This is a genomic window from Kribbella ginsengisoli (assembly GCF_039537185.1).
Taxonomy (GTDB): Bacteria; Actinomycetota; Actinomycetes; order Propionibacteriales; family Kribbellaceae; genus Kribbella; species Kribbella koreensis.
Genome location: NZ_BAABAA010000007.1, coordinates 546,131 through 571,140, shown reverse-complemented (window position 1 = coordinate 571,140; position 25,010 = coordinate 546,131). Strand labels below are relative to the sequence as shown.

Here is a 25,010-nt window from a genome sequence, read left to right as displayed (position 1 = left end):
CTCAGATCGGCCATTCGTTGGCCGGGAGGAGATCGCGGAGCGGGGAGGCTTGGTGGGGGCTCAGGACTACTTCGGTGTCTAGGTTGGCGGGGTCTATCTGGCGGATGAATTCTCGGCAGCGGCCGCAGGGCGGTACGGCTACTACGCCTTCGTGGCCTTGGGAGACGGCGACTATTTTGGTGATTTCGTATTCGCGGGCGGTGACCATGGCGGCGATGGCGGCGGTTTCGGCGCAGTAGCCGGTGCCGCACGGGGTGTCGACGCAGACGCCGACGTACAGGTTGCCTGCCTCGGTGATGAGGGCTGCGGCGACGTCGCCGAAGGTTCGGCCGTCGACGTGATGAGGGTGCAGGACCGCGGCGGCTGCGGCGATCAGGTCGTCGTTGGTTTTGACGGTCATGGTCGGGAACCTAGCAACGTTGCTAGTAGGTTCGGCTTATGGCTACTGATGTCTGGGAATTTTACGAGCAGTATGCGGAAGAGGACAGGTCCTCGCTGAATGAGCGGGATCGGCAGGTGCTGGCGATCTGTGATTTCCGGCAGGAAGTGAACTCGGGCGGATTCGACTCGTATTTCCGGTACTGGGGTGGGGACACCGCGTTGACGGCGGTGGCCGGGCTGCCGCGGCTGCTCGGGGCCGGCTGGGCTGAGCTTCTGGGTGAGGCCGTTGCGCTGTTCGGAGTACCGTACGCGCTGGATTCTGATGATCGGGCGGAGAAGATCGGCCGCGACTCCCTCGAGGCGGCGCTGGGTGAATTCGATCAGCGATTCCGCAAGTTGGAGGTTTCCACCGGCGCCGACGCCCGGCTCGCGGAAGCCATCGGCGCCAATCGAACCTGAGGCGACAAGCCGCTACCAGGTCGAGTCGACGCCGTGGAAGGTGATTCCGTGGTGGCGACAGGCCTCGGCCAGGTTTCGGTCTGCGGTTTTCAGGTCGGTGGGGTTGAGGAGCATCAGGTCGGCGAAATAGCGGAAGCCTGATGGTGAGGGGTCGGTTCGGGAGTCCACCAGGATGTGGGGGAACGGTCTGCCGGTCTTGGTGCCCAGCGACCACATGATCTGGCGTGAGCCGCGTTCGAAAACGATGTGGCGAAGGTCTGACCACGGGATCGTGTCTCTGACCTCGCCGCGGTACGTCCAGACGAGTGCGTTGTCGCGGTCGAGCAGTTGACTGGTGGAGCAGGTTCGGGCCCACCACATTGCGCGCAGGGCGCCGGCCAGGACGAATGCCAAGGCGATGAGTATCAGGTTGAGTTCGTTGAGACCGATGCTTAGTCCGAGGAATACGAGTCCGGCCGACGTCGGCAGAACGGCACCTTTCCAGGCGCCGTACGCCGTTGCCCTGACGAGCACGGATTCGGTGCTTTCGCTCGGCCGGTTGTCGCCCATAAGGGCAAGTATTGGTGATGGGTCGGCCGGCGTTGGTTGGGGTGGCTTCAGGGTTGGGGGTGGTCGCGTGGCGCGGCCTCGGTTCCTGGTGGTTGGAGGGCGTGGTTGCCTTCGAAAGGCTTGTGATTCAAGCGTTTCATCCCTTGGTGGGGTCTTGCCAGGGCGGTGCTGAGCAAGCAAAATCGAGCACGGTGAGCGATCTGAAGCTCACGGGGGTTGTATCCAACGAGGGGGGAATTTGGCATGCGCTTTTTTCGATCACGTCGGATTGTCGGAGCCGTCGCGGCGGCTGGGTTGTCGCTGGGTCTGGTAGCTGCCGGTAGTGGGCAGGCCTGGGCGGCGTACAGCGGCTTCGGCTGGGAGAGCGGTGGCGTCCAGGGGTGGGCCGTCGACTGGGACGGGACGTCGATCTCGTCGTCGACCACGTACAAGTTCGCCGGCACCCGCTCGCTGAAGTTGCCGCAGACCGGGGAGCAGTACGCGGGCTACCGTTCGGGTTCCGACCTGACCGGGATCGGGGTCGGCTCGGTGGTGACCTTCAAGATGTACCTGCCCGCCAGCGCCAACCACCCGATCGAGGCCAAGGGCTACGTGACGGACGGCAACAACGGCTCGTTCATCGAGCGGTTCGGTCAGCACATCGTCCTCACGCCGGGCGCCTGGAACACGTTCACGCTGACGATTCCGGCCGTCACCAGCATCGAGGGCATCGGCGTGGAGGTGGACAACCCGGGCTGGACCGGCGCCGTCTACCTGGACGCCGTCAGCTGGACCGCACCCTGATCTAGCACCACCTGCTTTCAGCCGCCCCCGGTCGCGCATCAGTCGGCGCGACCGGGGGCGGTTCTGCGTCACGTAGCGTGCGGTGGGTGGGCGAGATGTCTGAAGACATGGAAGAGGTGTTGACCGGAGGCAACGTGGCCGCGGAGGTCGTCCGGGTTGGGGCGACTGTGCGGAAGCCGTCGCTTGCTCAGACGGCAGGAGTCGAGGCTGTGCTCACGCATCTGGCGGACTTCGAAGGTGCGCCGCGCACGTTGGGCCGGGATGAGCGTGGGCGGCACGTTCTCGAGTACGTACCGGGTGCTGTCGCCGACACGATGCCTGCGTTCTCGCTGGACGAGTTGCGTCGCGTGGGCAGGCTGATTCGCGAGCTGCATGATGCGATGGAGAGCTTTCAGGCGCCGCCGGATATCGCTTGGCAGACGCTGGTACCGGAGCCTTCAGGGGGTGACCTGATCGGTCACAACGACCTCGCTCCGTGGAACCTGATCCGCGACGGCCAGCGCTGGGTGTTCATCGACTGGGACAACGCCGGGCCGTCGACGCGGCTGTGGGATCTCGGGTACGCCGCAACGGCGTTCGTACCGTTCGCGGCAGGAGGCGACGTCGAGGTCGACGGCCCGCGATTGCGTGCCCTGGCGGACGGATACGGACTGAACCTAGAGCAGCGGCTGGCGTTCCCCGCGCAGATCGCCGCCCGTACTTCGGGAGCGCACGAACTGCTGGTCCGCGGCCACCGTACGGGCGAGCAACCCTGGGCACGCCTCTACGCAGAAGGCCACGCAGACTATTGGGGTCCGGCCGCCGCCTACATCAAAAAACACCACGACACCTGGATAGCAGCCCTCATCGCGAACTATCCCAGCTCCTAGGCGTCCCTTACTCGCCGCCGCCGCCGCAGCCGGCCGCTGCTCAGTAAACGCCAGACGGGCGCTTTGCTGGTGCTCTTGTGTAAGCGGGCGCAGCATGCGCTTCAGGGCGGGTGGGAGCGCTTGGCGTAGCTCGCGACGTAGGAGCGAGGCGTAGCGGGGCGCGTGGGATCAGTTGGCGTCGAGGGGGTTGGTGAGCATTCTGGAATCGAGGTTGGAGTTGATGGCCCGGGCGGCTGAGCTGGTGGGTTTTCTGGTGGCTTGGGATTTGAAGCAGGTCAGGAATTCTTCGACGAGGTTCAGGCGGGGGTGTTTAGCCAGGACTTCGGCTCGGAAGGCGGGGGTGAAGTCGTCGGGGTTTTTGCCGGCTATGTCCAACGCCGCGGCTCGGGAGATCAGGTGGCCTTCGGGGTCGGTGGTTGCGTCTACTTCGGGCCACATGTGGCGGACGATGACTTCGGCCAGGCGGTCGCGGCGGGCGGCGGGCCAGCCGGCGCCGGTGGCGAAGACTCGGGCTATGTGGCCGGCGGCCTCTTCGAAGGAGAGGGTGTGGTTGTCGAACTCGGGGACCAGGCCGATGTCGTGGAGCATCGCGGCCACGAACAGCAGCTCCGCGTCGTACGCGATGTCATGTTCCCTCGCGTAGGCCGCCGCCCAGATGAAGACGCGGTGTGAGTGGCTCTGCAAAGACGGCGACTGGTACGCCGAGGCCAGCTCGAGGGCCGCCGCCGAGGCGGTCGTGGAGGGGATCACGAGGTCATCCAAAACGATCATGCTTCGACGGTACGACCGGGAAGGCCTGCCCGACTGGTCCATTCGGAGGCCGGCCGGCTGGGCCATTCGCCGCGAGAATTGGCCCAGCGCAACAGTCGGCAGGTGGACCACTGATGGCGGGCCACACGTGAGTACCGTCGGAGGTACCAGCAGAAAACGACTACCACGAGGACCATCATGCGTGCCATCGCTGTCCGGGATCGCGAGGCCGGTGTCGCCGGGCTGTCCCTGACCGAGCTGCCCTACCCGCACACCTCCGAGAACGACGTCATCGTGCAAGTCCACGCCGCCGGCTTCACCCGGGGCGAGCTCGACTGGCCGGGCACGTGGACCGACCGCGCCGGCCGCGACCGCACCCCGAGCGTCCCCGGTCACGAACTCTCAGGCGTCGTCGCCGAGGTCCCCGTCGGCACCACCGGCCTCACCGTGGGGCAGCGGGTCTTCGGGTTGGCCGACTGGACCCGCAACGGTTCGCTCGCGGACTACACCGCAGTCGAAGCCCGCAACCTGGCGCCACTGCCGGCGGGTGTCGAGCACGTCGATGCGGCCGCACTGGTGATCTCCGGCCTGACGGCCTGGCAGGCGCTGTACGACCACGCTCAGTTGAAGGCAGGCCAGACCGTCCTCATCAACGGCGTCGGCGGTGCCGTCGGCTCCCTCGCCGTACAGCTGGCCCGGGAGATCGGCGCCGAGATCATCGGTACCGGCCGTGCCGCCGACGAGGACCGCGCCAAGCAGTTGGGCGTCCACAAGTTCGTCACCGTCGAGGAGCTGGAGAAGGCCGGCCCGGTCGACGTCGTACTGGACGTGATCGGCGGCGAGGTCCTCACCCGCTCCACGGCGCTGGTACGACCCGGTGGCACTCTCGTCACGATCGCCGAACCGCCGACCGTCCAGCCCGCCGGCGGCCGTGCCCTGTACTTCGTAGTCGAGCCGAACCGCGACCAGCTGATCCAACTGGCGACCCGGCTCCGCGACGGCCGCGTGACCCCGCTGGTCAACAGCGTCCGCCCGCTCGACGAAGCTCCCGACGCCTTCGCCGCCCGCGGCCGGACGATCATCAAGGTCACCGAGGACTGACATCCCCGTGCTGAGACACTTGCCGGACGACCGGCGAGTGGTGGAGGCGATGGGATGACGCGTGCGGTGCTTGCCTTGGGCTCCAATCTGGGCGACCAGGAAGCCAACCTGCGCAAGGCGTTGGATGGGCTCGACGAGTATCTGGTGGAGGTGTCCGGGAGTTACTGGACACCGCCGTGGGGGGATCCGGATCAGCCTGAGTACCTGAACGCGGTGGTTCTGGTCGAGGGTGATGTGACGGCGGGTGGCTGGCTCGAGTTGGCGCACGGGCTCGAGCAGGCCGGCGGGCGGGTGCGGGATCCTGAGCGGAGGTTCGGGCCACGGACCTTGGACGTCGACGTGATCGCGGTGTGGGACGGCGATGAGCAGGTCGTCCAGGATGATCCGGTACTGACCCTCCCGCATCCTCGTGCGCACCTGCGGGCGTTCGTGCTGGTGCCGCTCGCGGAGATCGCGCCAGAGGTCGAGCTGGCCGGCCACGGCGCGATCACCGACCTGCTGAAGACCGACGAGGTCGCCGCGGACGTACCGACCGTACGACCCGGCCCGCCACTCCGATAGCTGCCCTCGTTACCTCGGGAGCGTGATGATTTCGGCTCCGTCGGGGGTGATGGCGATGGTGTGTTCGCTGTGGGCCGTGCGGGAGCCGGTGGCGCTGCGGAGGGTCCAGCCGTCGTCGTCGGTGACGAGTTCGTCGGTGTCGATCATCACCCAGGGCTCGAGGGCGAGGAGCAGGCCGGGGCGGAGCTTGTATCCGCGGCCGGCGCGGCCGGTGTTCGAGATGTGCGGATCCTGGTGCATCGTCGAGCCGATGCCGTGGCCGCCGAACTCGGTGTTGATCGGGTATCCGGCCGCGCTGAGGACCGTACCGATGGCGTGGGACAGGTCGCCGATACGTGCGCCAGGTTTGGCCGCAGCGATCCCAGCGGCCAGTGCTCGCTCGGTCGCCTCGATCAGCGCGACGCTCTCGGCCGGCTTCGAGTCGCCGACGATGAAGCTGATCGCCGAGTCCGCGGCGACTCCACCGAGCAGGACGGCGAGGTCGAGGGTGACCAGGTCGCCATCGGCTAGGGAGTAGTCGAACGGCAGTCCGTGCAGCACGGCGTCGTTGACGGAAGTACAGATGTAGTGTCCGAACGGGCCACGCCCGAAGGACGGCTCGTAGTCGACGTAGCAGGACTGGGCGCCGGCCTCGTCGATCATGGTGTGCGCCCACTGGTCGATCTCCAGCAGGTTGGTCCCGACCGTGGTCTTGCTCTTCGCCGTCTGCAGGATGTCGGCGACCAGGGCGCCGGTGTCCTTGGCTCGGGTCAGTTCGCTGGGGGTCAGGATCTCGATCATGTGGGGCCCTTCATCACGCAACCAATAACTATCCCGGTAATAGTATCCCGGTACTATCATTGGATCATGGTCAGACTGCCGCTCACCCCCGGAGAGGTCGAACGCGGACAACGCCTCGGCGCTCTGCTGCGTCGTGCCCGGGGCGAGCGCTCGATGCTCGAGACGGCACTCGACGCTCGCGTCTCCCCCGAAACCCTCCGCAAGATCGAGACCGGCCGGGTCGCCACCCCCGCCTTCCCGACCATAGCCGCCATCGCCGACGTCCTCGGCCTCTCCCTCGACGCCGTCTGGGCCGAAATCAACCCACCCGAGCCCCACGCCGGTCCAGCCCCCACCCGCGAGCGCATCGCCTCGTAGTCGCCGCATTTCGTCGGAGGCGTCGTCTGCTGCGCGAGCACCCCTGGGACGGCGCTCCGAATGTCGGGTTGATCGACCTGGCTGCGCGGTATGCGCTGGACAGTGGATATCACGTAGTACTGGAAGGCGGTCTGTACGAGCCGCACTACGGCGAGATGCTGCGCCGGCTCGTCGCGGATCACGTGGGGGTCACCGGCGTGTACTACTTCCAGATCCCGTTCGACGAGACGGCTCGGCGGCATCTGACCAAGCCGTTGGCGGCTGAGGTGACGGTCGAGCAGATGCGCGAGTGGTACCAGCCGGACGACTTCCTCGGCGTACCGGACGAGAAAACCATTGGCTCGTCCAGCTCCCTGGACGACACAGTGAACCGCATCATCACCGACCTCGCCTGGTACACCGGGGGCAAGGTCGAGCGACCGATCTAGGGGCGGGGTAGGACGTACCGGAGCATGTGGCCGGATTCGGTGTGCTCTGTGGGGTCGGCTGCGGCTTCGAAGTGGAAGCCGGTGCGTTCGGCGGTCGCGCGGGAGGCGGTGTTGAGTTCGTCGATGATGGCGACGGCTCGGGTGATCGGCCAGGTGGTGAAGGCCCAGGTGGTGACCAGGGGGATCGACTCGGTGGCGACGCCCTGGCGGCGACTGGGTGGGAAGACTACGTAGGACAGGTAGGCGTCGCCGCTGCCGCGGTTCGCGATGTCGATGCCTCCGGCAAGGATGTCGTCCAGCCAGATTGCCCAATGGCGCTTGGATCCTGACGTCGCCCAGGAGTTGCGGGACTGTTCGACGTGACGGACGACGTTCTCGCGTGGGGCGGGGCCGGGGGCCTCGAACCAGCGCTGTTGTTCCTCGTCGTCGCCGGCCATCCACGCGTCGACGTCAGCCATGGTGAGAACCTTTAGAGTCACCCGCGGGCCGGTCAGTACGGGCCAGGTCACAGGAAGTTCCTCAAGACGGAGGTGAAAGCGGCGGGGTCGTCCAGCCAGGGGAAGTGGCCGGCGGCCGGGTGTTCGATGAAGGTGCCATCAGCAAACAAATCAGCGAACTCGGCGACGGTCGCGGGCGGCGCTCCCAGGTCAAATTGGCCGGCTGTCAGAAGTACAGGCGCTGGGAAGGTCGCGAGCGCGGCGCGGGTGGAGTGCGGTGTGTACGCCCCCTCGGCCCCGTAGATCCGCGCCGCCGAAACGTTGCGCTGAGCATCCTCCGCGGCCTGATGCGCTTGAGCAGCCGCATCCCAACGCCCGTAGGAAAACGGCGCCAGCGCCGCCCAGTTCTTCGCCGCGTGATCTCCTGCGCTGACCGCCTCCAACGCCCGGTACGCCGAAGCGAACCACGCCTCACCCTCCCGCAACCGAGCCTGCGCCAGCCGCGTCTCGGCGCTGATCGTGAGGCCGGCCGCGTACACGCTGGGCGTGATCAGCAGGAGCTTGCGGATGCGCGACGGGTAGCGAGTCGCATACAGAACCGCCAAGTTGGCCCCAGCCGAGTGCCCCAGCAAATCCAGTTGCTCCAGCCCCAGCTGCTCGCGCAACGCCTCGACGTCCTCAACCTGCCGATCACACCGGTACGAATCCGCGTCAGCCGGTACTTCGGAAGCCCCCGACCCCCGCAAATCCAGCATCACCAAAGTCCGGTACTCCCCAAGCCCACCAAGCTCCCCGAGATACTCCGAAGCCTGCATAGGCCCGCCCGGCAAGCAAACAACCGGCGCCCCGTCGCCGGCCACGTGGTAGGCCAGCTTGGTCCCGTCAGGCGCAACGAAGGTAGGCATACCGCCGACCCTGTCAGCCACCTCCGCACCGGGCAACCGGATTACGTCGTACCCGATGGGGCAGCACCCCCGTCCCTCAACGGTGTCCGCCGGGAAGGCAGCAGGCACGACCCAGAACGGTTCACTGGAACAGTGGTGGAACTCTCGATGGACGCAGACCCGGCAGAGCCGCCGGTGTCGGTCGTCGTCGCGGACGGACACCCGGTCATCCGCGGCGGCCTGCGCGCGATGCTCAGCACCCAAACCCGCTACCGCGTACTAGCCGATGCCGACAACGCCCGCGACACAGTCCGGGCGGTGACGGTCCATCGCCCCGACGTCGTGGTCATCGACCTGGACCTGGGCGGCGTCGCCGCGATCACCGAGATCCGCCGCTGCGGAGCGCGCGTCCTGGTGTTCACCATGGCCGACGAGGACGCCGCGATCGTCTCCGCCCTCCAGGCCGGCGCCGGCGGCTACATCCGCAAGAACGCATCCCCCGAACAGATCACCCGCGCGATCTGCGGAGTCGCGGCCGGCGACGTAGTACTAGGCCCGCCGTTCGCCGCCCGCCTCGCAGAACTCCTGCTGCCGGTCCCGACCGTACGAACCGACCTCCCCGACCTGACCGCCCGCGAACGCGAAGTCCTCAGCCTCGTGGTCGAAGGCCTGCCCAACTCCGCCATCGCCCGCCGCCTGACCCTCGCCCCGAAAACGATCAGCAACCACCTCTCGGTCATCTTCGGAAAACTCCAGGTCGCCTCACGCGCGGACGCGGTCATCCTCGCCCGCCAGGCAGGCTGGTAGTCAGACCGGCTGGCACGCCGCCGCCTGCAGGTTGTAGAGCTCGGCGTACGGCCCATCGCGCCTGATCAGCTCACCATGGTCGCCGTGATCGACGATCCGGCCGTTCTCCATCACCACGATCAGATCGGCATGCCGGACGTTCGCGAGCCGGTGCGTGATCAGCAGTGTCGTCCGCCCACCGTCGCTCAGCCTGCGCAGCGACTCGAACACGGCTTGCTCGGCGCGGGCGTCCAGCGCGGCGGTGGGCTCGTCGGCGATCAGGATCGGCGCGTCGCGGTAGAGCCCGCGGGCCACGCCGATACGTTGCCATTGGCCACCGGACAGATCCCGGCCGTTGCTGAACTGACGCGACAAGACGGTCTCGCCACCAGCCGGCAGCCCATCGATCACCGTGTCCGCGCCTGACGCGTTGATCGCCGCGGTCAGCGCCAGACCATCCGGGTCGGCCCGTTCGAGCCGCCCGATCCGGATGTTGTCGTGAGCCGACATCGGCCACCGCGCGGGTTCCTGCAGAACGACGGCGATCTGCTCGTACGCCGAATCCGCCTCGACCGTCGCAAGATCGGTACCGTTCCAGCGCACCCGTCCGGCGGTCGGCTGGTAGAGCCCGGTCAGCACCTTGACCAGGGTCGTCTTGCCGGACCCGTTCTCGCCGACGAACGCGATCGTCTGGCCCTTCCGGATGGTCAGGCTGATGTCCCGCAACGCGGGCTCGGCCTGCCCCGGGTAGCTGAACTCGACCTGCTCGAGCACGAACTCCTCAGGATCGCCAGGTGCCTGTGCATCGGTCGGTGGACGAGTCCGCCGCCTCGCCTGCTCCAGTAGGGCGGTGAACAGCTCAATGTAGAGCGTGTTCTCGTACAACTGGTTCACCACGTGCACTGACCGCGTCAGAGTCGACGCAGCCATCCGCATCGCCACTACCGCAGTACCGGCGAGTGCGAGCGGCAGGGCCCCGTCATAGAGCATCCATCCGAGTACTGCGAACCCTGCCCCGGTCCCGACCCCACGGGCAGCTCGGCCGAGCAGTTGTACTTTCGACCGCGCCATCTCGACTCGCTGGTTCTCTGCCGTCAGGAGCGCGGTGATCCGAAGGTACTCGGTCAATAGGGCCGGACCGGCCGTACAAGCCCGTAGCTCCGCAGCTGTCTTGCGATCGATGATCAGCTCGCTGGCGATCGCCTGACTCCGCCGCTCCGCCACCATGTCCAGGAAGGACTGGTGTGCGAGCCGTGCGGCCCTGGTCGCCGCCCAGGCCTCAGGCAGCACGGTCACGACCACGAGCGGCGCCAGCAGCGGGTGCAGCAAGCCAGTGGCGGTGACTGCTGCAGCCAGCTGAATGGCGGCGCCGGCGAGGTCGGCGATCGCCTTGACGCTGGTCTCGATGTTGCGGACGCCGTCGTCCTGGGCCTGCCGGAGGATTTCCAGGAACTCGCTGTCCTCGAAGGCGATCAGGTCGACTCCGACCACCGCCTCATGTAGCTCCAGCTGCGCGGTCTGATGGACTCGCGCACGGAGCACGGCATGTACTGCGCCTTCGGCGGCCTCCAGCACCGCACGGGCCGAGAACAGCGACACCACAGTCAGTACGGCGGGCAGCGCATCGGTCAGACGATCCGGTGTGGGTCCGCCTGCCAGCAGGGCAGTCAGTACGTCGGCAGTGGCAAGGAGACCAAAGGCAGTCGCGCAGCCGCTGGCCACCGCGAGTACAGCGGCCACGACTGTCATCCAAGGGGACGCTCGCCAGGCCAACCGCAGCACTAGCCGAGCAGCTGATGGCAGCGACGACAACACCTTCCACATGCCGGAGCGGGAGGCTTCCTGGCTGGCCAGCGCCCAGTCAGGAGTCGCCAGGTCCTGGATGCCGACCAGCGGCCGCGCCGTCGTCACCTGCGCGGCTCTCGCCACGGCGCCCGGGCGAGGCTCTCCCTGGTCCTCACGAGCAGGCCCAGCACACGCTGCTCGGGCGGATGACCGCAACCCAGGTAGCGGTTGCAATGCATGTGCACAAAGCTCCTGGCCAGGTCGTACTTCGTGGTGCTCAGCTCTCCTCGCTGGCTCAACTCGTCAAGCTGGCGTGCGATCTCTGACACCTTCGCGGCTCGCCGCGCCAGCACCTCGGCCGCAGCCGGATCGAGCCAGTTCGGATCGCCTAGTACCGTCCGCAGCTCCCGCTGCTTCTCCCGGAACTCCTCCGACGTGGCCTTGCGATCCCTGACCCGCTCCCTGCAGTTCAGCTCCCGCTCATCCGGCGCCAGGCCGAGTGAGGCGAGCAGGTGATCGACGGTGTAGACCCCGAGCAGGGTCCGGTCGTTGTCGAGTTGCCTGTTCGCGCGGAGCTCCAGCAGCTCGGCCGCGGCGATGCTGTCGGCCTCGAAGAGGCGCTCTGCCAACTCCATCCCGGCAGGGCCGCCGTACCGCTCGACCTCTTGGTCGTAGGTGTCCAAAGCGAACCGCTGCAGGTAGCCGCCCTCAACCAACTCAGCTCCCCAAGCAAGCAACTTCGGTGCGAGCTCGCTGGCCAGTACTGCGGGGTCGCCATGCCAACGGACCCGTAGATGCGGCTCGGGGTCGGCGTACCGCATGAAGAACCACGAGTCGGCCGTGCGGTCGGCCAATGCTCGCGCACTGAACTCACGGACGGGCCCGGCCGCCAAGTCGTCCTCGTACGTCGGCAGCACGTACAGCTTCGCGTAGAGCCAGTCGCTACCTGGCGGCCGCAAGTACGACCGCTTGGAGTCGACAACAACAGGAGAACGCCGTACTACGTGGTGCTCCTGCACGGCTTCCCGCAATACGACCGGTACGACGAGCTCGCTGAGGTATGTGCCGTTGCTGCCGGCTACCCAGGCCTGGTCCGGCCCTGGGAGCGCCTCGAGGAGCCGGATTGTCTCCTTGCCCTTGTGAGCCTGCTCGAACAGCTGAGCCACGTGGTTGGGGTCGTCGAGGTCCAGCAGCAGGCGGTTGTCCGACGAACCGAAGTACACCCGCCGCGACACGTTCCACCGGGCCTGCCAGGTCTTGAAGGCAGCAGCGAAGACCTCTGCCGACTCGGTGGCGAGCACTCCCGGGTCCAGCCGCCAGACCGCCGGAGCGAGCACCAGCCGCCCGACCTGGAGCCGCGGCAGGAACGGGAACCGCGCAACCGGTCCCCAGTCGAAGCTGCCGGTCATCGCGCGACCGTCCCGGCTCACCTCGTCCAGGAAGCGCACGACATCGGGTGCGCCCATCGCGTTGAGCATGTGGCCGGCGGACGGCACCACCTCACGTCCCTGGTGCCGGATGACGAGCCGGTCGTGTTGCACCGCGACGACAAGCTCGTCCACCCGTAGCTGCTGCTCTTCAGGAGCACTGGGGGTCAGACCGAAGGCAACCTCGCGCTCCCGGACCAGCGGCCGGATCGCCACGTTGTTGCTGCGCGCATAACGTGAGGTGTAGCTGATTTCGGCGAAAAGCTTGCCCGGGTTGCGTTCTGAGTCGGCGGCGGCCGCAGTACGGAGGCCCGCCAAGGCCGGTTCGCCGATCAGGTCGGCGAACCGGCCGAGCACCCGGCCTGCCGAACCGCTGGCTAGGTTCGGGCCGACCACCAGCTGGAAGTCGCCGGTGTCCAGGGCCTCGGCAGAGGTGGCCGCGACGAGCACCACGACGTCCAACGACGACGGGGACCGCTCGGGCTCGAAGTCGTCGGAGCTGAGCTTGTCCAGTAGCTCCTGGGACAGCTCGACGACCAGTCGGCCGTCCTTGATCGCATCCAGCGCCAGCTCAGTCAGCAAACGCTCGCGCCCACCGTGGTCATGGTCGTGGTGGTCGTCACCCTCATGGTCCGGCGAGCCCAGCCCCAGTTCGGGATCGAGCAGCTCCAGCAGCGGTACTTCGCGGTCCTGCCCGTACCGCTCCTGGAAGTCGTTGCGGTACTTCTTCAGCGCACCCGTACCTCGCGGGTGCGGTGACAGTCGCAGCAGCAACTCGGCCATGCGCGCGGCCTCGTCGGCGATCTCCTGGTTGACCTTCTTGCCGACCGGTGCCAGTGCCAGATCAGTCTGGAAGGGTCCCTTCTCGGCCGGCCCCTCGTAGATCGTCCGGGCCCTCGCGACCAGCTTGGCGTACCCAGCGACGGCCTGCTCAGGGTCCAGCCGGTCCCACTCGGCCAGCTCGTCCAGCAGGTCTGTCAGGGCTGCTGCTTCCTCTGCTGCCGCGGGGACAGCGCGCAGGAGGTCGGCGACGTAGCGGGCCGGCTCGGGGACAGTCAGGGGCGGCCGTAGCTCGGTGAGGAGGACTGTCTGCTCCCACAGTTGAGCGAGGAACGGCTCTACCTTCTCTGGCGGGGCACCGCCGGCAGTGAGAGCGCAGAGCAGTTCGGCGTACGGGACTGGCTTGTGGGCGGTGCTGAGCGCAGTACGGACTGCCGGTGTCGCACGGAGGTTGATCGCGCGTGCTGCCTCGCTGGCATCGTCGATGACGGCTCGCTCGGTCAGGAAGAGGCGGTCGGCCCGGATGCAGGCCGCTGGGTTGGCGTACCAGCGCAGACCGGCCCGTACCTCGGGACGCTTCTCCAGGTCGGCGACCAGGCCTAGTAGCCAGCCCATGTCCGGTCTGGTGCGTGGCCGGGCTGCCTCGGCGTCCATGAAGAGGTCTGTGTGGTCACCCCACTCGGCTACCGCCACGCCGGCGAAAGTGCCGAAGGGGGTCGGCCGCGCGGACATCCTGATCAGGTAGCGCAACAAGCTGCTGTTGAGGCGCCGTGCGGACTTGACGTCGGTAGCGGGCTTCTCCAACGCCTGGAAGAGATCGCCCGCACCGACGGCCAGCGCTCGCTGGATCTGTGGGTCGGACGGCAGCGCGGTCCCCGGCGCGGTCGGGATCGATCCACCCGTCAAGGTCAGGTAGTCCTCGACCGGTAGCAACGGCGTGCGCACCATCACCCAGTCCAGCGGTTCGTACAGTCCCTTGCTCACGACGCCTCCCTCAGGCCATCAACAGGAGCCGGTCCCACACCGGATCCACCGCGGTCGTCGCCGCGAGCAATGCCAGCGCCGCTCCCGCGGCACCATCCAGCAGACCGACGCTCTCGTTCCGGGCACCCTCGGTCTCCAGCGCGTAGTACCCGGTACGCAGCTCAGGATCGAAGAGCTCCAGCAACCGCTCGACCTGCCCGGCAGCCTCCGCTTCGAACGCTCCGGCCGCCGTGACCTCAGCCGGTACTGCGACATCGCCGGCGGTCGCGGTCTCGGCGGCGAACAGCGAGGTCAGCTGGAGCAACCCGCCGACGCCGTGGCACAGCCCTGGCGAGTTGTCGATGCCCCGGACGTTCGAAGGGCGGCGGTAGATGCCGTCCATCGTCTCTAGCGCCTCGGCGCGCAGCCGGTCGTCACCAGTGGCCCGTCCCGCCAGCCAGAGCGCTCGGGCGACTCCGGCGCTGCCGTAGCACCACGCGTTGTGGGCAGCGTGACGTGGAGTCGGCTCGCGCTCCGCTCCGATCGACCAGCCCGGTCCCCACTCGTCGTCGCACCGTTGGTCGACCAGCCAGTGGGCCACTCGCTCGATCGCCTCCAGTTGCCCGTCGACCCGCTGGCCGGCGTCGTACGCCAGAGCCAGCAGCGCAAGCGGGCCGGGGATGCCGTGCGCGAGTCCGAGGTTGTACATGCCGGCCGGGAAGATATCGGACAGCATGGCCGGGCCGAGCGTCTCCGGTGAGACGAACCAGTTCGGTCCGCCGGGTCCGATGCCGCAGAATGCGACCAGGGCTTCGAGGATCTTCGGCAGGGCCTCGGCAACGGCCGGTTCGTCCTTGCGGAGCAGGAGATAGCCGGTGATCCCGGACAGCCCGGAGATGACGTCGTACTCCACGATCGGCCGGTCGTAGGGCTTGGCCGTGAACTCCTCGGCCAGGCGGACAGCACCACGGGTCACGCGGTCGTCCAAGCCGGCCAGCAGTCCGGCGTACCGGGTGCCGCCGCGGGACAACGACCAGGCGGTGAAGGCGAGACCGCCGAGCCCGTTGAACAAGCCCGGCTCGGTGTTCGCCGTCTCTTCGATCTCGCGCACCGACAGCTTGACGCATTCGTGCGCCGCGACGTCCCAGCCCTGGTCCGGATGGATCCGGTCCAGCTGCCCGAACAGCACCGCCGCTCCAGCCGTGCCTTCGAGCCCACCGGCGTACTCCGGATCCCCCGCCACCACCTGCCGAACCAGCCCGGCGACCTCCAATGCCCGACGCCCGGCCCTCTCCGCAAGCACCCCGGACACGACCGGCCGCCACCTCCGCCCCGACGTGTGACCATCGGCGGCACGCACCGCCTGCTGTGTCATCGGAGCCCGGCCTTCCGCCGTCCGCCGCGCCACGCCGGGTCCACGAGGTGGAGGTCGGGGTCGAACTCGTCGAGCGTCGAGGTGGTCATCTGTTCTCTCCTTGCGCGTCAGTCCCGGGTGAGGCGAGGCTGTGGGTGGTGGACCGCCGGGCTCCACCCCGTGCGGGCGGATGGCGCCCGGCGGCCTTCTCTTGGGTCGCCTAGCCGCAGCAGTTGGACCGGACGCTGCAGTCGCAGGACGTCTGGGTCGGATCCGGGTGGCGGGTCGGCTGCATCGCTTCGTCGATCCGCAGATCCAGGTCGAAGTCGTCGAGGATGGCTGTCGTCATGGTTTCTCCTTGTCTTGTTGGTGGCCGGCAGGCTGCTCAGGTCAGGCGGTGCAGCGGTCGCCCTTGGTCGTGCACTCCGGACAGAGCGTTCGGAAGCTGCATTCGCAGGACGTCTGGGTCGGGTCGGGGTGACGCTCCGGCCTGATGGCGTCGTCGATCCGCAGATCGAGGTCGAAGTCGTCGAGGACTGCTGTGGTCATACCTTCTCCTTGAGGTGTCGGTCCGCCGCCGGAGCAGGAACTGCCGGCAACGCAATGAACTCCGGCCTGCGGGCGATCCGCTGCTGCGTCTCACCCGAACCGAAGTGCTCGTCGAGCCGGCGGACGGCAACCGCCCAGCCGGTCATGTCGGTCACCGAGGCGAACACCTCGGCGAGGAAGGGATCGCGGCGGTACTCGTGCACCCGCGCCCAGACCTCCGCGGCGGATTCGGTCAGCAGACTGCCGGCCGTCCACTCGAGGAACGGGTACACCCGCACGCTGCCGTCGGCCTCCACCTCCATGAAGCCGGTCTCCGGCTGGAGGTTGTCCGCCGACGGGCGCCAGGCCTGGTAGGCGTCGAGCCCGAGCGTCACGCCACGCGGCGCCAGTGAGCGCAGTTCGGCACCCAGTTCGTCACTGGTCAGCTCGGCGCACAACTGTTCGGTGAGAAGTTCGTGCTCGGCGAATCCGGCACGGCTGGCCAGTCCGTTCGGCAGACAGGCATCGAGATTGGCCACGGTGACCTCGGGGAAGCGGTGCAGGAGCTCCCCGCAGTACTGGCGGAGCTGGCCGAAGTTGCTCCTGGTCACGCAACAGTCGATCCCCAGGTACGGGACCCACTGGCCGCGCCTGCGCCGGTCGTCGATGCCCGCTCCGAGCAGTTCGAGGGCACGGGTCGCGCGGTCGAAGGAACCGCGACGGCCACGGATCGCGTCGTGCATCTCGGCGGTGGCGCCGTCGACGCTGACGTGGATCGCGTCGAAGCTGTCCAGGATCGGGTCGATCAGATCCGGGCCGATCGTCCAGCCGCTGGTCCAGACCGAGACCCCGACATCGGCGGCCCGGATCTGCTCGGCCAGCTCGTAGACGCCCGGCACGATCAACGGCTCACCGCCACCGAGGCTGATCTCGTACGGCTCCAGGGAGATCATCGCGTCGACGACGCGCGACTGCTCGGGCCGGCTCAGCTGACGGGTGGGCCTCCGGCCGGACTCGGTGTAGCAGTGCACACACCGCAGCGGGCAGGCGTAGGTGAGTTGCCAGACGATCCCTCTGGGCGCCGCTACGTTGGCTGTCATCGCATCCCCTCCGCTCGTAACGACCAGTTGAAGCGGTCGCCGAACGTGCGGCACAGGGGGCCGGGCCGGGAAAAACCGGGAAGATTTCCCGTGCTGCCCGGCGGCGTACCAACGGCTTTCCCCAGCGGGCAGAAAGGGCCGCCCGATCAGTGATGTCGCGGATCCGCAGGCACTTCTTCGAGGTATCCGGGCGGAACTGAAGCGGAGCACCGGGGCGACGAATCCAAGGAAGCCCCGGTGCTTCGCGTGTTTCCCACGATGCCCCCATCTGTGTCACAACGCAAAACGCGGGCTGGGTGAGTCGTCGACTGTCGGGGGTGGAACATCTCGGGGGTGGGCTGGGTTGGTGGGAGAGTGGGGGTAGGTATGGGTGACGAGACGGGAGCAATGGTGAGTATTCGGGTCGGGTACAAGGCGTCTGCCGAGCAGTTCGGGCCGCGGGATCTGGTGGAGTACGCGGTGCGGGCCGAGGAGCTTGGGCTCGACAGTGTGACGGTTTCTGATCATTTCCTGCCGTGGCGGCATGAGGGTGGGCACGCCCCGTTCGCGCTCGCCTGGATGGCGGCGGTCGGGGAGCGGACGAACCGGGTGCTGATCGGCACGTCGGTGCTGACGCCGACCTTCCGCTACAACCCGGCGGTGATCGCGCAGGCGTTCGCGACGATGGGGCTGCTCTACCCGGGGCGGATCATGCTCGGTGTCGGTACCGGTGAGGCGCTGAACGAGATCGCCGTGTCCGGGCGCGAGTGGCCGGAGTTCAAGGAGCGGTTCGCGCGGTTGCGGGAAGCGGTCGAGCTGATCCGCAACCTGTGGACGCAGGACGAGGGCGTCAGCTCCGACGGACCGTTCTACCAGCTCGTCGACGCCTCGATCTACGACCGCCCGGAGACCCCGGTCAAGGTGTACGTCGCGGCCGGCGGTCCCGTCGTCGCCCGGTACGCCGGTCGTACCGCCGACGGCTTCATCGCCACCTCGGGCAAAGGCATGGACCTCTACACCGAGAAGCTCATCCCGGCCGTCAAGGAGGGCGCGGAGAAGGGCGAGCGCTCCTTCGACGACGTGGACCGGATGCTCGAGGTGAAGATCTCGTACGACCGCGACCCCGCGCTCGCGCTGGAGAACACCCGGTTCTGGGCGCCGCTGTCGCTCACCCCGGAGCAGAAGCACAGCGTCGAGAGCGCGACCGAGATGGAGCGCCTCGCCGACGAGCTGCCGATCGAGCAGGTCGCCCAGCGCTGGATCGTCGCCTCGGATCCCGAAGAGGTCGTCCGCCAGCTCCAGCCGTACCTCGACGCCGGCTTCAACCACCTGGTGATGCACGGCCCGGGCCACGACCAGGAGCGCTTCCTCACCCAGTTCACCTCCGACGTCCTGCCGCTGCTCCGTAAGCTCTAGACGCATGGACCGCTGGGCGGATACGCCGTACCGGGTTGGTATCTCCGGTTGGCGCTATCCGCCCTGGCGCAAGGTCTTCTATCCGGAGGGCCTGCCGCAAAGAGCCGAGCTGGAGTACGCCTCTCGCCGGCTCAACTCGATCGAGCTCAACGGCTCCTTCTACTCACTGCAACGCCCGACGTCGTACCAGCGCTGGTACGACGAAACGCCGCCCGGCTTCGTCTTCTCGGTCAAGGGCCCGCGCTTCGTGACGCACCTGAAGAAGCTGGCCGACGTCGAGGCGCCACTGGCCAACTTCTTCGCCTCGGGCGTCCTCGCGCTGGCCGACAAGCTCGGCCCGGTGCTCTGGCAACTACCACCGACGCTCGCCTACGACCGCGACCGGCTGGCAGCGTTCTTCGAGTTGTTGCCTAGGACAACGAAAGGCGCAATCACCCTTGCCAAGGGCCACGACGAGCGGATGGAAGGCCGGAGCCTGCTGACCAGCCCGGTCGATCAGCCTTTGCGTCATGCATTGGAGATCAGGCATCCGTCGTACGAGAACGAAGAGTTCCTCGAACTGCTGAGCGAGCACGACATCGCCGTGGTCTGTGCGGACAGCGCCGGCAAATGGCCGATGCTGGACTCCACCACCGCCGACTTCGGATATGTCCGGTTGCACGGCGCCGAGGAGCTCTACGTGAGCGGCTACGACGACAAAGCGCTCGACGCCTGGGCCGCCAAGATCCAGGCTTGGCAGCGAGACGTCTATGTGTACTTCGACAACGACGTGAAGGTGCGGGCGCCGTTCGATGCCGAGGCGCTGGCCGGACGATTGGGGATCGGTTGACGGTCGAGGTTGTGCGGGACGACGATCCGCGCTGCGCGGAACTGGAGGCGGCGGGGTATCAGCTCGTCGGCGAGTCCTGGGCGGCCAGGCTGCGTGACCCCGATCCGTCGATCCTCGAGCAGGTCGTACTCCGGGCAGCCGGCGTGACCGTCCGTGAGTTGGACCGCTCGTCCGCTGTCGCCTGGCACGAGCTGGAGACGGCGAACGAGAAGGACTACCCGTACACGCCCGCCACCCATCGAGTCGTGCAGCCGGTCGACGAGCTGGCCGAGCTGTGGACGACCGGGCGGGTGTTCGGCGCCTTCGACGGCGAGCGGCTGGTCGGAGCGACGTACATCAGCCTTCAAGACGACCCGCCGAGGGGCGAGACCGGGTTCACCTCCGTGCTCGACGGGTATCGCGGTCGAGGGATCGGGCAGGCCGTGAAGGCGGCGTCGATTCTCGCGCTGGCCGCGGACGGCGTACGGGTCTTCGGTACCGGCGGAGCGGCGCTCAACGAGGCCAGCCTCGGCGCCAACCTCGCCCTCGGCTACGTCATCGAGGAACGCTGGCGCAGCTATGCCGCACCGCCCTGGTAGCCGCCGATCAGCCGGTTGTGTCGCAGATCCTGCGGCTCACGCAGGAAGCGGCCTCGCTCAGGCACGGGTACTTCTCGCCGATCGGCCGGCTGTCCTCGATCCTGAGGTCGAGATCGAACTCGTCGAGCAGGTCATTACTCATCGTGCATCCTTTCGGCAGGGCCACCTGGATCGGTGACGGGTGGGTCAGCAGGGTGTAATGGGAGAAAGACGGGTCGATCGGCGAAGCGCGCGCGGTCTTCGTCGGTACCGAAGTGCTGGTCCATCGCCCGCACCGCCGCGGCCCAGTCCTTCGAGGTGCGGACGGTCGCGAACGCCTGCCGGACAAAGGGATCGCGGCGGCGAGCGAGCGCACGCTCCCACAACACCGGGCCAGGCTCCGTACGCACGTTGCCGACAGTGCCCTCGTAGATCGGAAAGCCGCGGACGCCGCCGTCCGGCTCCACCTCGAGGAAAGTGATCGCGGGATCCTGGTCGTTGAGGTACGGATGCTCGCCCTCATGGCCGTTGGCAAGGATCCGTACGGTTGGCGGCGCGAGGGCTTGCAGCCCGGCCACCCGTTCGGATGCGGCGAAGGCGATGACCTCCTCGTCGGTGAGGAGTTCGTGCTCGACGAATCCGAGCCGGCTGGCGAGCCCGATCGGTAGCGCGGCCTGCAAGGAGATGAACCGCAGTTCGGAGTACAGGGCTGGTATGCGGGTGCAGAGCTCTTCGAGCTGGCCGAGGTTGGACCGGGTCACGACGCAGTCGATCCCGAACAGGAGCGGGGCGTCACGACCCGTTGCCGCGTCGTTGAGGATCGCCAATGCGTTCAGAGCACGGTCGTAGGAGCCTTTGCGGCCGCGGATCGCGTCGTGCACCGCTGCCGTGGCACCGTCGACGCTGACGTGGATCACGGCGAAGCTCGCGGCGAGGGCGTCGATCCGCTCGGCGGTGAGGTTCCAGCCACTGGTCCACAGGGAGGTACTGATTCCGGCATCGCGGATCCGCCGGCCGATCTGTTCGATGCCGTGGACGAGCAGCGGTTCGCCACCGGCGATCGCGATCTCGTCGGGTCCCATCGCGATCAGCGCGTCGGCGACCGCCAGCATCTCCGTCAGGTCGAGCTGGTGGGACCGGCGGCGGCCGGACTCGGTGTAGCAGTGCACGCAGCGCAGCGGGCAGGCATAGGTGACGGACCAGACAATCCCACTGGGTTGCGACATCTCGGTCCTCCCGGCCGGTCGGTGGTCGAGTGACCAGCCTGCGGCCGGGAGCGGAACGGCGGCCAGGGATCGCGTTCGGGAAGAAGCCGGGAGGATTTCCCGGGGCAGACTTTCGGTACCGCCAGGCGTCAGGTGGGGATGCTCTTCGGCCACCACGGGGGGACGTTGGCGGGGCAGATGCCGGGCAGGGTGGCCGGTGTGCCGGCCCAGGAGAAGAGGGCGAGGTCGGCGATCGCGATGGCGATCAGGGCGGCCAGCAGCGGCATCGTCCACCGGCCGCCTTTGCCGCGGCGCATGAACCGGAAGACGATGTTGAACAGCCCGATGTTGACCACCAGGGCGACCGGTACGCCGACGAAGAACAGCGTCGGTCCGTTGCCGACCGGTCCGGTCAGGTCGACATGGCAGACGTCCCAGGCCCGCCGGGTCAGCACGAGCAGCCCGAACCCGGCCGCCCCACCGATCACCACCGACAGGAACGTCTCGCCCTTACTGCTCTTCGCCACATCCGTCACCCTAAGCGGTCCGCAGGGACACGTCTCGTGAGGCGCCGGATCGGGGTGTCGCGGCGTACTCTCCCGTCATGACGGTGAGGTTGCTGGCGCAACTCGGGGTGCTGCTGATCGGCGTACTGGCCGCGGTGGCGCCGATCCTGCAGGCGCGGTCGGCGCGGAAGAACCTCCGCGAGGACCTCACCCTGAACATCAACCTGCTCAAGGAGCTCCCGCCGGGCAGCCGCGAGCGCGGCGAGCTGACCGCCCACGTGGAACGCCAGTTCGAGGCTCGCCTCCGCCACCTCGACACCAAGCCCCAATCCACCCTCGACGCCGCCGCCCTGGTCTTCGCCGCCGTCTCCACCGCCATCGGCATCGCAGCCATCGGCCTGGGCGGCTGGTGGAACCTAGGCCTGATCCTGGCCGCAGTAGGCCTCTTCATGGCCGCCTTCGCCGACGGCACCCCCACGCCACCCCTGGAGAACCGCCCCCAGGACGCAGTACAGGACAAACCCCGCGAGGAGCTATGACCACCCGCACGCCGCAGTCCTACGCCCGCGGCTGGCGGTGGCGTGTGTTTGCTGACCTCGATGGGAACGAGTTCTGTGTGTTGCAGGGGCCTATGTCGTGATGGTGACTGGGCGGTTCGGGGGTTTGAGGGGGTCGGCGGCCAGGCGGGCGTGGCGTTCTACGTCGTAGCGGGTGCCGTCGTAGGTGAGGCGTTGGCGTTCAAGGCCTTCGTAGAGGAAGCCGGCGCTGGCGGCCACGCCGCAGGAGGCCGGGTTGTTGGTGCGGTGGCCGAGTTCGAGGCGGAACAAGCCGGCCTCGTGGTGGGCCCAGTCGACGAGGGCGCGGAGGGCGTCCCGGGCGATTCCCTGGCCGCGGACCTCGGCGATCGTCCAGTACCAGGTCCAGCCGACCTGATGACGATCGATGTTGGTCACCGCGACGCAGCCGACGGGGTGGTCGTCCGCGTCCGCAACGGCGTACACATGCCCGTTGTCGAGGTCTGCCACCCGGCCGATCCAGTCGACCGCGCTCGCGGTGTCCCGGATACCGCCCTGGTTGGCCATGTCTGGCTCCCGATGGGCATCGGTCAACCGCAACGCATCAGCCACCCGCCACCGCCGCAGATCCAGCCTCGCCACGTCATAGCCCATCCATCGAGGCTACCGCCGCCTACGCCCCCGCAAACGTCTCCACGGCGCGTACTCACAACCCTCTAACCGGTCACGGCCAGTGCGATCCCCGCCGCGTCGATCAGCGCGACCACGCCCAGTACGACGTACTCCGCCGGTGGCTTCTTGCCGTCATCGACGTCGTAGGTGGTGTCCGGGTTGAAGATGAACGTCACTCCGGAGCTGACCGCGAACGCGAGAAACAGGCAGGCGCTCGCCCCGACCATCAACCCGATCGGTGCTGCGACCCGTGTCCCCGTCGCGGTCGTCGCGATCGCGAGGGCGAGCACCCAGGTGCCCGCGCAGACGAGCAGAAACCGGGCACGTACTCGGCCGATCACCGCGGCGGCGACGGCTGTCACCGGCCAGACGGCGTACAGGGCGATCAGGAGGCCGGTGCGCATGAGGCTCACCTTAGGGCGGTGAGCGGGGTGGTCGTGCCTAGGGTTGGGCGCATGGGTTTTCTTGATTTCAGGGATCAGGTCGTTCTCGTCACCGGCGCCAGCAGCGGGATCGGGGCCGCCGCCGCGGTCGGGTTCGCGGAATCCGGGGCGACGGTCGCGTTGCACTATCACTCGAACGAGGAGGGGGCCCGGCACACGGCTGCCGCGGTCAGTACCGCCGGCGGCACTGCGACAGTGCACCAGGCCGATCTCGCCGCGCCCGACTCGGCGGCCGCGCTGGTCGACGAGGTGCTGGCGAAGCATGGACGGATCGACGTACTGGTCAACAACGCCGGTGACCTGGTCAAGCGGGCGCCGGTGGTCGACGTACCGGACGAGGAGTTCCACCGGATCATGGACGTCAACCTGACCTCGGTCTTCGCGATGAGCCGGCGCGTCATTCCGGTACTCCGTGCGCAGGGCGGCGGCTCGATCGTCAACGTCACGTCGATCGCCGGCCGGCACGGCGGAGGCGGCGGATCGGTCGTCTACGCGACCAGCAAGGGCGCTGTCAGCACCTTCACCCGCGGCCTCGCCAAGGAGCTCGCGCCCGAGGGAATCCGCGTCAACGCGATCTCGCCCGGAGTCATCCGCACGCCGTTCCACGACCGCCACACCGGCGAAGAGCAGATGAAGGCCATGCTCACCACCATCCCGATGGGCCGCACCGGCACCCCGCACGAATGCGTAGGCACCATCCTCTACCTGGCCTCCGACCGCATGTCCGGCTACGTCACCGGCCAAATCATCGAGGTCAACGGCGGCCAGCTGATGCCGTAGTCAGCGGAGGGAGTGGCGGCGGAGGACTTCGCGGTCGGTGCGGTCGGGGCGGAAGAGGGTGTTGTGGTCGAAGGTGGCGCCGGTCGAGCGGTAGCCGAGCTCGTCCAGGGCCGTGTGGAGGCGACGCCTGAGGGCTGGGTTCTTGTCCTCGACCAGTACTGCCCGAGGCAGGAACCGGATGAGCGTCCTGGTCGCGCCGGCCAGCGCAGCAGCCTCGGAGCCCTCGACGTCCAGCTTGACCACGTCCACCCGGTCCAGCGCCTGCTCGCGAACCCAGTCGTCCAGCCGGATCACCGGCACGTCCTGCACGACCTCGCCATCCGCCTGCAACGACCGCACGCCGGAGTCAGCCGGGTCATACCGGGAGTCCGCGTGCAGTGCCGCCTTGTACTTCCGTTCGCCGAGCGCCACGGGCACCAGCGTGATCAGATCGGCCAGCCCGTTGAGCTCGGCCGCCGCCCGTAGCTTGTCCAGCGAGTCCGCCGCCGGCTCGAAGGCGATCACCTTGCCGCCGCCGAGCTCACGCAGTTGCCGGGCCGCGCCGAGGCTGTGCAGCCCGATGTTCGCCCCGATGTCGAGTACGACGTCGTCCGGCTTCAGCTCGGCTCGCAGGAAGCGCGTGACGGCCGGTTCGTAGCGGCCGGCGTAGTACAGGACCGCCTGCAGGTTGTCCCGCAGGTCGAGTCGCCAGCGCAGGCCCTGCCGGCGTACTGCGATGTCCGTCGCCGCCCACTCCGGCGGGATCTTCACGAGCCGCGGATTCTGGTCGGCGACCCGTGGCGAGATGCGATTGGCGATCCGGGTGACGCCCGCCTCGGTCAGCCCTTCGGCGGAGCCCATCACCCGTGCGAGCCGGCGTGCAGCGTCGACGCCGAGCGACCGCCCGGCGGCGTGAGGAACCTCCCACGCCACCCGGCGGACCACTCCATCGCGATACTCCATCCCCCATCGTTACCCGTTAACGGGCAAAACTACGCACTTATCCGGGTAAGGATCAGTTCAAGATCCGCAGCGTGCCCTGAAGCTGGCTCAGCGCGACCTCCGCG

At 67.9% G+C, this 25,010-nt stretch carries 31 protein-coding genes; 13 read left to right on the top strand and 18 right to left on the bottom strand.

The window, feature by feature from the left end:
* Position 1: 1 nt before the first annotated feature.
* Positions 2 to 400, bottom strand: a complete 399-nt coding sequence (locus tag ABD768_RS26145) for a cytidine deaminase family protein (protein ID WP_344844902.1) — start codon at positions 398 to 400, stop codon at positions 2 to 4.
* A 38-nt stretch (positions 401 to 438) separates the two neighbouring features.
* Between ABD768_RS26145 and ABD768_RS26140 the strand changes: the two genes are divergently transcribed.
* Positions 439 to 840, top strand: coding sequence for a DMP19 family protein (locus ABD768_RS26140; RefSeq protein WP_343967021.1), 402 nt, complete (start codon positions 439 to 441; stop codon positions 838 to 840).
* 12 nt (positions 841 to 852) lie between these two features.
* Here ABD768_RS26140 and ABD768_RS26135 read toward each other — a convergent pair whose 3' ends face one another.
* On the bottom strand, positions 853 to 1,389 hold the full coding sequence (locus ABD768_RS26135; protein ID WP_344844899.1) for a hypothetical protein: 537 nt from the start codon (positions 1,387 to 1,389) through the stop codon (positions 853 to 855).
* A 243-nt stretch (positions 1,390 to 1,632) separates the two neighbouring features.
* On the opposite strand from ABD768_RS26135, the gene ABD768_RS26130 reads away from it, so the two are divergent.
* A complete protein-coding gene (locus ABD768_RS26130) occupies positions 1,633 to 2,172 on the top strand; it encodes a hypothetical protein (protein WP_343967025.1) in 540 nt (179 codons plus the stop codon).
* Between the two features lie 95 nt (positions 2,173 to 2,267).
* Positions 2,268 to 3,041, top strand: a complete 774-nt coding sequence (locus tag ABD768_RS26125; protein WP_344844897.1) for a phosphotransferase — start codon at positions 2,268 to 2,270, stop codon at positions 3,039 to 3,041.
* Positions 3,042 to 3,209: 168 nt separating this feature from the next.
* Here ABD768_RS26125 and ABD768_RS26120 read toward each other — a convergent pair whose 3' ends face one another.
* Positions 3,210 to 3,812, bottom strand: coding sequence for an HD domain-containing protein (locus tag ABD768_RS26120; RefSeq protein ID WP_344844894.1), 603 nt, complete (start codon positions 3,810 to 3,812; stop codon positions 3,210 to 3,212).
* A 177-nt stretch (positions 3,813 to 3,989) separates the two neighbouring features.
* Between ABD768_RS26120 and ABD768_RS26115 the strand changes: the two genes are divergently transcribed.
* Both ABD768_RS26115 and folK read left to right on the top strand, forming a co-directional pair.
* Complete coding sequence (locus ABD768_RS26115) at positions 3,990 to 4,892, top strand: NADP-dependent oxidoreductase (protein WP_344844892.1); 903 nt, start codon at positions 3,990 to 3,992, stop codon at positions 4,890 to 4,892.
* A gap of 54 nt (positions 4,893 to 4,946) precedes the next feature.
* The gene (gene folK / locus ABD768_RS26110; RefSeq protein ID WP_344844889.1) at positions 4,947 to 5,453 is read left to right on the top strand and encodes a 2-amino-4-hydroxy-6-hydroxymethyldihydropteridine diphosphokinase; all 507 of its coding nucleotides are present in this window, start codon (positions 4,947 to 4,949) and stop codon (positions 5,451 to 5,453) included.
* Positions 5,454 to 5,462: 9 nt separating this feature from the next.
* On the opposite strand, the gene map is transcribed toward folK, so the two are convergent.
* The gene (gene map, locus ABD768_RS26105) at positions 5,463 to 6,233 is read right to left on the bottom strand and encodes a type I methionyl aminopeptidase (RefSeq protein ID WP_344844886.1); all 771 of its coding nucleotides are present in this window, start codon (positions 6,231 to 6,233) and stop codon (positions 5,463 to 5,465) included.
* Between the two features lie 66 nt (positions 6,234 to 6,299).
* Between map and ABD768_RS26100 the strand changes: the two genes are divergently transcribed.
* Complete coding sequence (locus tag ABD768_RS26100) at positions 6,300 to 6,590, top strand: helix-turn-helix domain-containing protein (protein ID WP_343967037.1); 291 nt, start codon at positions 6,300 to 6,302, stop codon at positions 6,588 to 6,590.
* Positions 6,591 to 6,658: 68 nt separating this feature from the next.
* Complete coding sequence (locus ABD768_RS26095) at positions 6,659 to 7,018, top strand: P-loop NTPase family protein (RefSeq protein ID WP_344844884.1); 360 nt, start codon at positions 6,659 to 6,661, stop codon at positions 7,016 to 7,018.
* Here the strand turns inward: ABD768_RS26095 and ABD768_RS26090 are convergent.
* Both ABD768_RS26090 and ABD768_RS26085 read right to left on the bottom strand, forming a co-directional pair.
* A complete protein-coding gene (locus tag ABD768_RS26090) occupies positions 7,015 to 7,497 on the bottom strand; it encodes a GNAT family N-acetyltransferase (RefSeq protein WP_344845316.1) in 483 nt (160 codons plus the stop codon). The two genes, ABD768_RS26095 and ABD768_RS26090, sit on opposite strands and share 4 nt — an antisense overlap.
* A 26-nt stretch (positions 7,498 to 7,523) precedes the next feature.
* Positions 7,524 to 8,360, bottom strand: coding sequence for an alpha/beta fold hydrolase (locus tag ABD768_RS26085; RefSeq protein WP_344844882.1), 837 nt, complete (start codon positions 8,358 to 8,360; stop codon positions 7,524 to 7,526).
* Positions 8,361 to 8,507: 147 nt separating this feature from the next.
* Between ABD768_RS26085 and ABD768_RS26080 the strand changes: the two genes are divergently transcribed.
* Entirely contained in the window at positions 8,508 to 9,146 is a 639-nt protein-coding gene (locus ABD768_RS26080; protein WP_344844881.1) for a LuxR C-terminal-related transcriptional regulator, read from the top strand.
* Here the strand turns inward: ABD768_RS26080 and ABD768_RS26075 are convergent, their stop codons facing one another.
* The 6 genes from ABD768_RS26075 to ABD768_RS26050 all read right to left on the bottom strand — a co-directional run bounded on the left by ABD768_RS26075 (position 9,147) and on the right by ABD768_RS26050 (position 17,062).
* Positions 9,147 to 11,036: an ABC transporter ATP-binding protein gene (locus ABD768_RS26075; RefSeq protein ID WP_344844879.1), complete on the bottom strand. Its 1,890-nt coding sequence runs from the start codon at positions 11,034 to 11,036 to the stop codon at positions 9,147 to 9,149. It abuts the gene before it with no gap.
* A complete protein-coding gene (locus tag ABD768_RS26070) occupies positions 11,033 to 14,101 on the bottom strand; it encodes a lantibiotic dehydratase (protein WP_344844877.1) in 3,069 nt (1,022 codons plus the stop codon). Before ABD768_RS26070 ends, ABD768_RS26075 begins: the two co-directional genes overlap by 4 nt.
* A gap of 10 nt (positions 14,102 to 14,111) precedes the next feature.
* A complete protein-coding gene (locus tag ABD768_RS26065) occupies positions 14,112 to 15,455 on the bottom strand; it encodes a lanthionine synthetase C family protein (protein WP_344844875.1) in 1,344 nt (447 codons plus the stop codon).
* A gap of 199 nt (positions 15,456 to 15,654) precedes the next feature.
* On the bottom strand, positions 15,655 to 15,783 hold the full coding sequence (locus tag ABD768_RS26060; protein WP_343967054.1) for an FDLD family class I lanthipeptide: 129 nt from the start codon (positions 15,781 to 15,783) through the stop codon (positions 15,655 to 15,657).
* A gap of 41 nt (positions 15,784 to 15,824) precedes the next feature.
* Complete coding sequence (locus ABD768_RS26055) at positions 15,825 to 15,983, bottom strand: hypothetical protein (protein ID WP_343967056.1); 159 nt, start codon at positions 15,981 to 15,983, stop codon at positions 15,825 to 15,827.
* Complete coding sequence (locus ABD768_RS26050; protein WP_343967058.1) at positions 15,980 to 17,062, bottom strand: radical SAM protein; 1,083 nt, start codon at positions 17,060 to 17,062, stop codon at positions 15,980 to 15,982. The genes ABD768_RS26055 and ABD768_RS26050 overlap by 4 nt, the downstream gene beginning before the upstream one ends.
* A 390-nt stretch (positions 17,063 to 17,452) precedes the next feature.
* Here ABD768_RS26050 and fgd point away from each other — a divergent pair, with 390 nt between their 5' ends.
* Genes fgd through ABD768_RS26035 form a run of 3 tightly spaced genes read left to right on the top strand, consistent with a single transcriptional unit; the run spans position 17,453 to position 19,864 of the window.
* The gene (gene fgd, locus ABD768_RS26045; RefSeq protein WP_343967060.1) at positions 17,453 to 18,457 is read left to right on the top strand and encodes a glucose-6-phosphate dehydrogenase (coenzyme-F420); all 1,005 of its coding nucleotides are present in this window, start codon (positions 17,453 to 17,455) and stop codon (positions 18,455 to 18,457) included.
* A gap of 4 nt (positions 18,458 to 18,461) precedes the next feature.
* Positions 18,462 to 19,286 carry a DUF72 domain-containing protein gene (locus tag ABD768_RS26040; protein WP_344844872.1) on the top strand — a complete coding sequence of 275 codons (825 nt, stop codon included), beginning with the start codon at positions 18,462 to 18,464 and terminating at the stop codon, positions 19,284 to 19,286.
* 11 nt (positions 19,287 to 19,297) lie between these two features.
* Positions 19,298 to 19,864, top strand: a complete 567-nt coding sequence (locus ABD768_RS26035; protein ID WP_344844870.1) for a GNAT family N-acetyltransferase — start codon at positions 19,298 to 19,300, stop codon at positions 19,862 to 19,864.
* Between the two features lie 7 nt (positions 19,865 to 19,871).
* Here the strand turns inward: ABD768_RS26035 and ABD768_RS26030 are convergent, their stop codons facing one another.
* The 3 genes from ABD768_RS26030 to ABD768_RS26020 all read right to left on the bottom strand — a co-directional run bounded on the left by ABD768_RS26030 (position 19,872) and on the right by ABD768_RS26020 (position 21,575).
* Positions 19,872 to 20,006 (bottom strand): hypothetical protein, encoded by a 135-nt coding sequence (locus ABD768_RS26030; RefSeq protein WP_344844867.1) that lies wholly within the window; start codon positions 20,004 to 20,006, stop codon positions 19,872 to 19,874.
* Positions 19,999 to 21,069 (bottom strand): radical SAM protein, encoded by a 1,071-nt coding sequence (locus ABD768_RS26025; protein WP_344844865.1) that lies wholly within the window; start codon positions 21,067 to 21,069, stop codon positions 19,999 to 20,001. The genes ABD768_RS26030 and ABD768_RS26025 overlap by 8 nt, the downstream gene beginning before the upstream one ends.
* Before the next feature lie 128 nt (positions 21,070 to 21,197).
* A complete protein-coding gene (locus ABD768_RS26020; RefSeq protein WP_344844862.1) occupies positions 21,198 to 21,575 on the bottom strand; it encodes a hypothetical protein in 378 nt (125 codons plus the stop codon).
* Positions 21,576 to 21,652: 77 nt separating this feature from the next.
* On the opposite strand from ABD768_RS26020, the gene ABD768_RS26015 reads away from it, so the two are divergent.
* Complete coding sequence (locus tag ABD768_RS26015; RefSeq protein WP_344844859.1) at positions 21,653 to 22,093, top strand: hypothetical protein; 441 nt, start codon at positions 21,653 to 21,655, stop codon at positions 22,091 to 22,093.
* A gap of 90 nt (positions 22,094 to 22,183) precedes the next feature.
* On the opposite strand, the gene ABD768_RS26010 is transcribed toward ABD768_RS26015, so the two are convergent.
* Positions 22,184 to 22,723 (bottom strand): GNAT family N-acetyltransferase, encoded by a 540-nt coding sequence (locus ABD768_RS26010; protein WP_344844856.1) that lies wholly within the window; start codon positions 22,721 to 22,723, stop codon positions 22,184 to 22,186.
* Between the two features lie 62 nt (positions 22,724 to 22,785).
* On the bottom strand, positions 22,786 to 23,145 hold the full coding sequence (locus ABD768_RS26005) for a hypothetical protein (RefSeq protein ID WP_344844853.1): 360 nt from the start codon (positions 23,143 to 23,145) through the stop codon (positions 22,786 to 22,788).
* A 51-nt stretch (positions 23,146 to 23,196) separates the two neighbouring features.
* On the opposite strand from ABD768_RS26005, the gene ABD768_RS26000 reads away from it, so the two are divergent.
* A complete protein-coding gene (locus tag ABD768_RS26000) occupies positions 23,197 to 23,964 on the top strand; it encodes an SDR family NAD(P)-dependent oxidoreductase (RefSeq protein ID WP_344844850.1) in 768 nt (255 codons plus the stop codon).
* Here ABD768_RS26000 and ABD768_RS25995 read toward each other — a convergent pair whose 3' ends face one another.
* A complete protein-coding gene (locus tag ABD768_RS25995; RefSeq protein WP_343967077.1) occupies positions 23,965 to 24,906 on the bottom strand; it encodes an FkbM family methyltransferase in 942 nt (313 codons plus the stop codon).
* Between the last annotated feature and the right edge of the window lie 104 nt (positions 24,907 to 25,010).

Coding starts and splice junctions, on each gene's coding strand:
- ABD768_RS26145 (WP_344844902.1), bottom strand. CDS start 400: ATGACCGTCAAAACCAACGACGACCTGATCGCCGCAGCCGCCGCGGTC.
- ABD768_RS26140 (WP_343967021.1), top strand. CDS start 439: ATGGCTACTGATGTCTGGGAATTTTACGAGCAGTATGCGGAAGAGGAC.
- ABD768_RS26135 (WP_344844899.1), bottom strand. CDS start 1,389: ATGGGCGACAACCGGCCGAGCGAAAGCACCGAATCCGTGCTCGTCAGG.
- ABD768_RS26130 (WP_343967025.1), top strand. CDS start 1,633: ATGCGCTTTTTTCGATCACGTCGGATTGTCGGAGCCGTCGCGGCGGCT.
- ABD768_RS26125 (WP_344844897.1), top strand. CDS start 2,268: ATGTCTGAAGACATGGAAGAGGTGTTGACCGGAGGCAACGTGGCCGCG.
- ABD768_RS26120 (WP_344844894.1), bottom strand. CDS start 3,812: ATGATCGTTTTGGATGACCTCGTGATCCCCTCCACGACCGCCTCGGCG.
- ABD768_RS26115 (WP_344844892.1), top strand. CDS start 3,990: ATGCGTGCCATCGCTGTCCGGGATCGCGAGGCCGGTGTCGCCGGGCTG.
- folK (WP_344844889.1), top strand. CDS start 4,947: ATGACGCGTGCGGTGCTTGCCTTGGGCTCCAATCTGGGCGACCAGGAA.
- map (WP_344844886.1), bottom strand. CDS start 6,233: ATGATCGAGATCCTGACCCCCAGCGAACTGACCCGAGCCAAGGACACC.
- ABD768_RS26100 (WP_343967037.1), top strand. CDS start 6,300: ATGGTCAGACTGCCGCTCACCCCCGGAGAGGTCGAACGCGGACAACGC.
- ABD768_RS26085 (WP_344844882.1), bottom strand. CDS start 8,360: ATGCCTACCTTCGTTGCGCCTGACGGGACCAAGCTGGCCTACCACGTG.
- ABD768_RS26080 (WP_344844881.1), top strand. CDS start 8,508: ATGGACGCAGACCCGGCAGAGCCGCCGGTGTCGGTCGTCGTCGCGGAC.
- ABD768_RS26065 (WP_344844875.1), bottom strand. CDS start 15,455: ATGACACAGCAGGCGGTGCGTGCCGCCGATGGTCACACGTCGGGGCGG.
- ABD768_RS26060 (WP_343967054.1), bottom strand. CDS start 15,783: ATGACGACAGCCATCCTCGACGACTTCGACCTGGATCTGCGGATCGAC.
- ABD768_RS26055 (WP_343967056.1), bottom strand. CDS start 15,983: ATGACCACAGCAGTCCTCGACGACTTCGACCTCGATCTGCGGATCGAC.
- ABD768_RS26050 (WP_343967058.1), bottom strand. CDS start 17,062: ATGACAGCCAACGTAGCGGCGCCCAGAGGGATCGTCTGGCAACTCACC.
- ABD768_RS26040 (WP_344844872.1), top strand. CDS start 18,462: ATGGACCGCTGGGCGGATACGCCGTACCGGGTTGGTATCTCCGGTTGG.
- ABD768_RS26030 (WP_344844867.1), bottom strand. CDS start 20,006: ATGAGTAATGACCTGCTCGACGAGTTCGATCTCGACCTCAGGATCGAG.
- ABD768_RS26025 (WP_344844865.1), bottom strand. CDS start 21,069: ATGTCGCAACCCAGTGGGATTGTCTGGTCCGTCACCTATGCCTGCCCG.
- ABD768_RS26015 (WP_344844859.1), top strand. CDS start 21,653: ATGACGGTGAGGTTGCTGGCGCAACTCGGGGTGCTGCTGATCGGCGTA.
- ABD768_RS26010 (WP_344844856.1), bottom strand. CDS start 22,723: ATGGGCTATGACGTGGCGAGGCTGGATCTGCGGCGGTGGCGGGTGGCT.
- ABD768_RS26005 (WP_344844853.1), bottom strand. CDS start 23,145: ATGCGCACCGGCCTCCTGATCGCCCTGTACGCCGTCTGGCCGGTGACA.
- ABD768_RS26000 (WP_344844850.1), top strand. CDS start 23,197: ATGGGTTTTCTTGATTTCAGGGATCAGGTCGTTCTCGTCACCGGCGCC.
- ABD768_RS25995 (WP_343967077.1), bottom strand. CDS start 24,906: ATGGAGTATCGCGATGGAGTGGTCCGCCGGGTGGCGTGGGAGGTTCCT.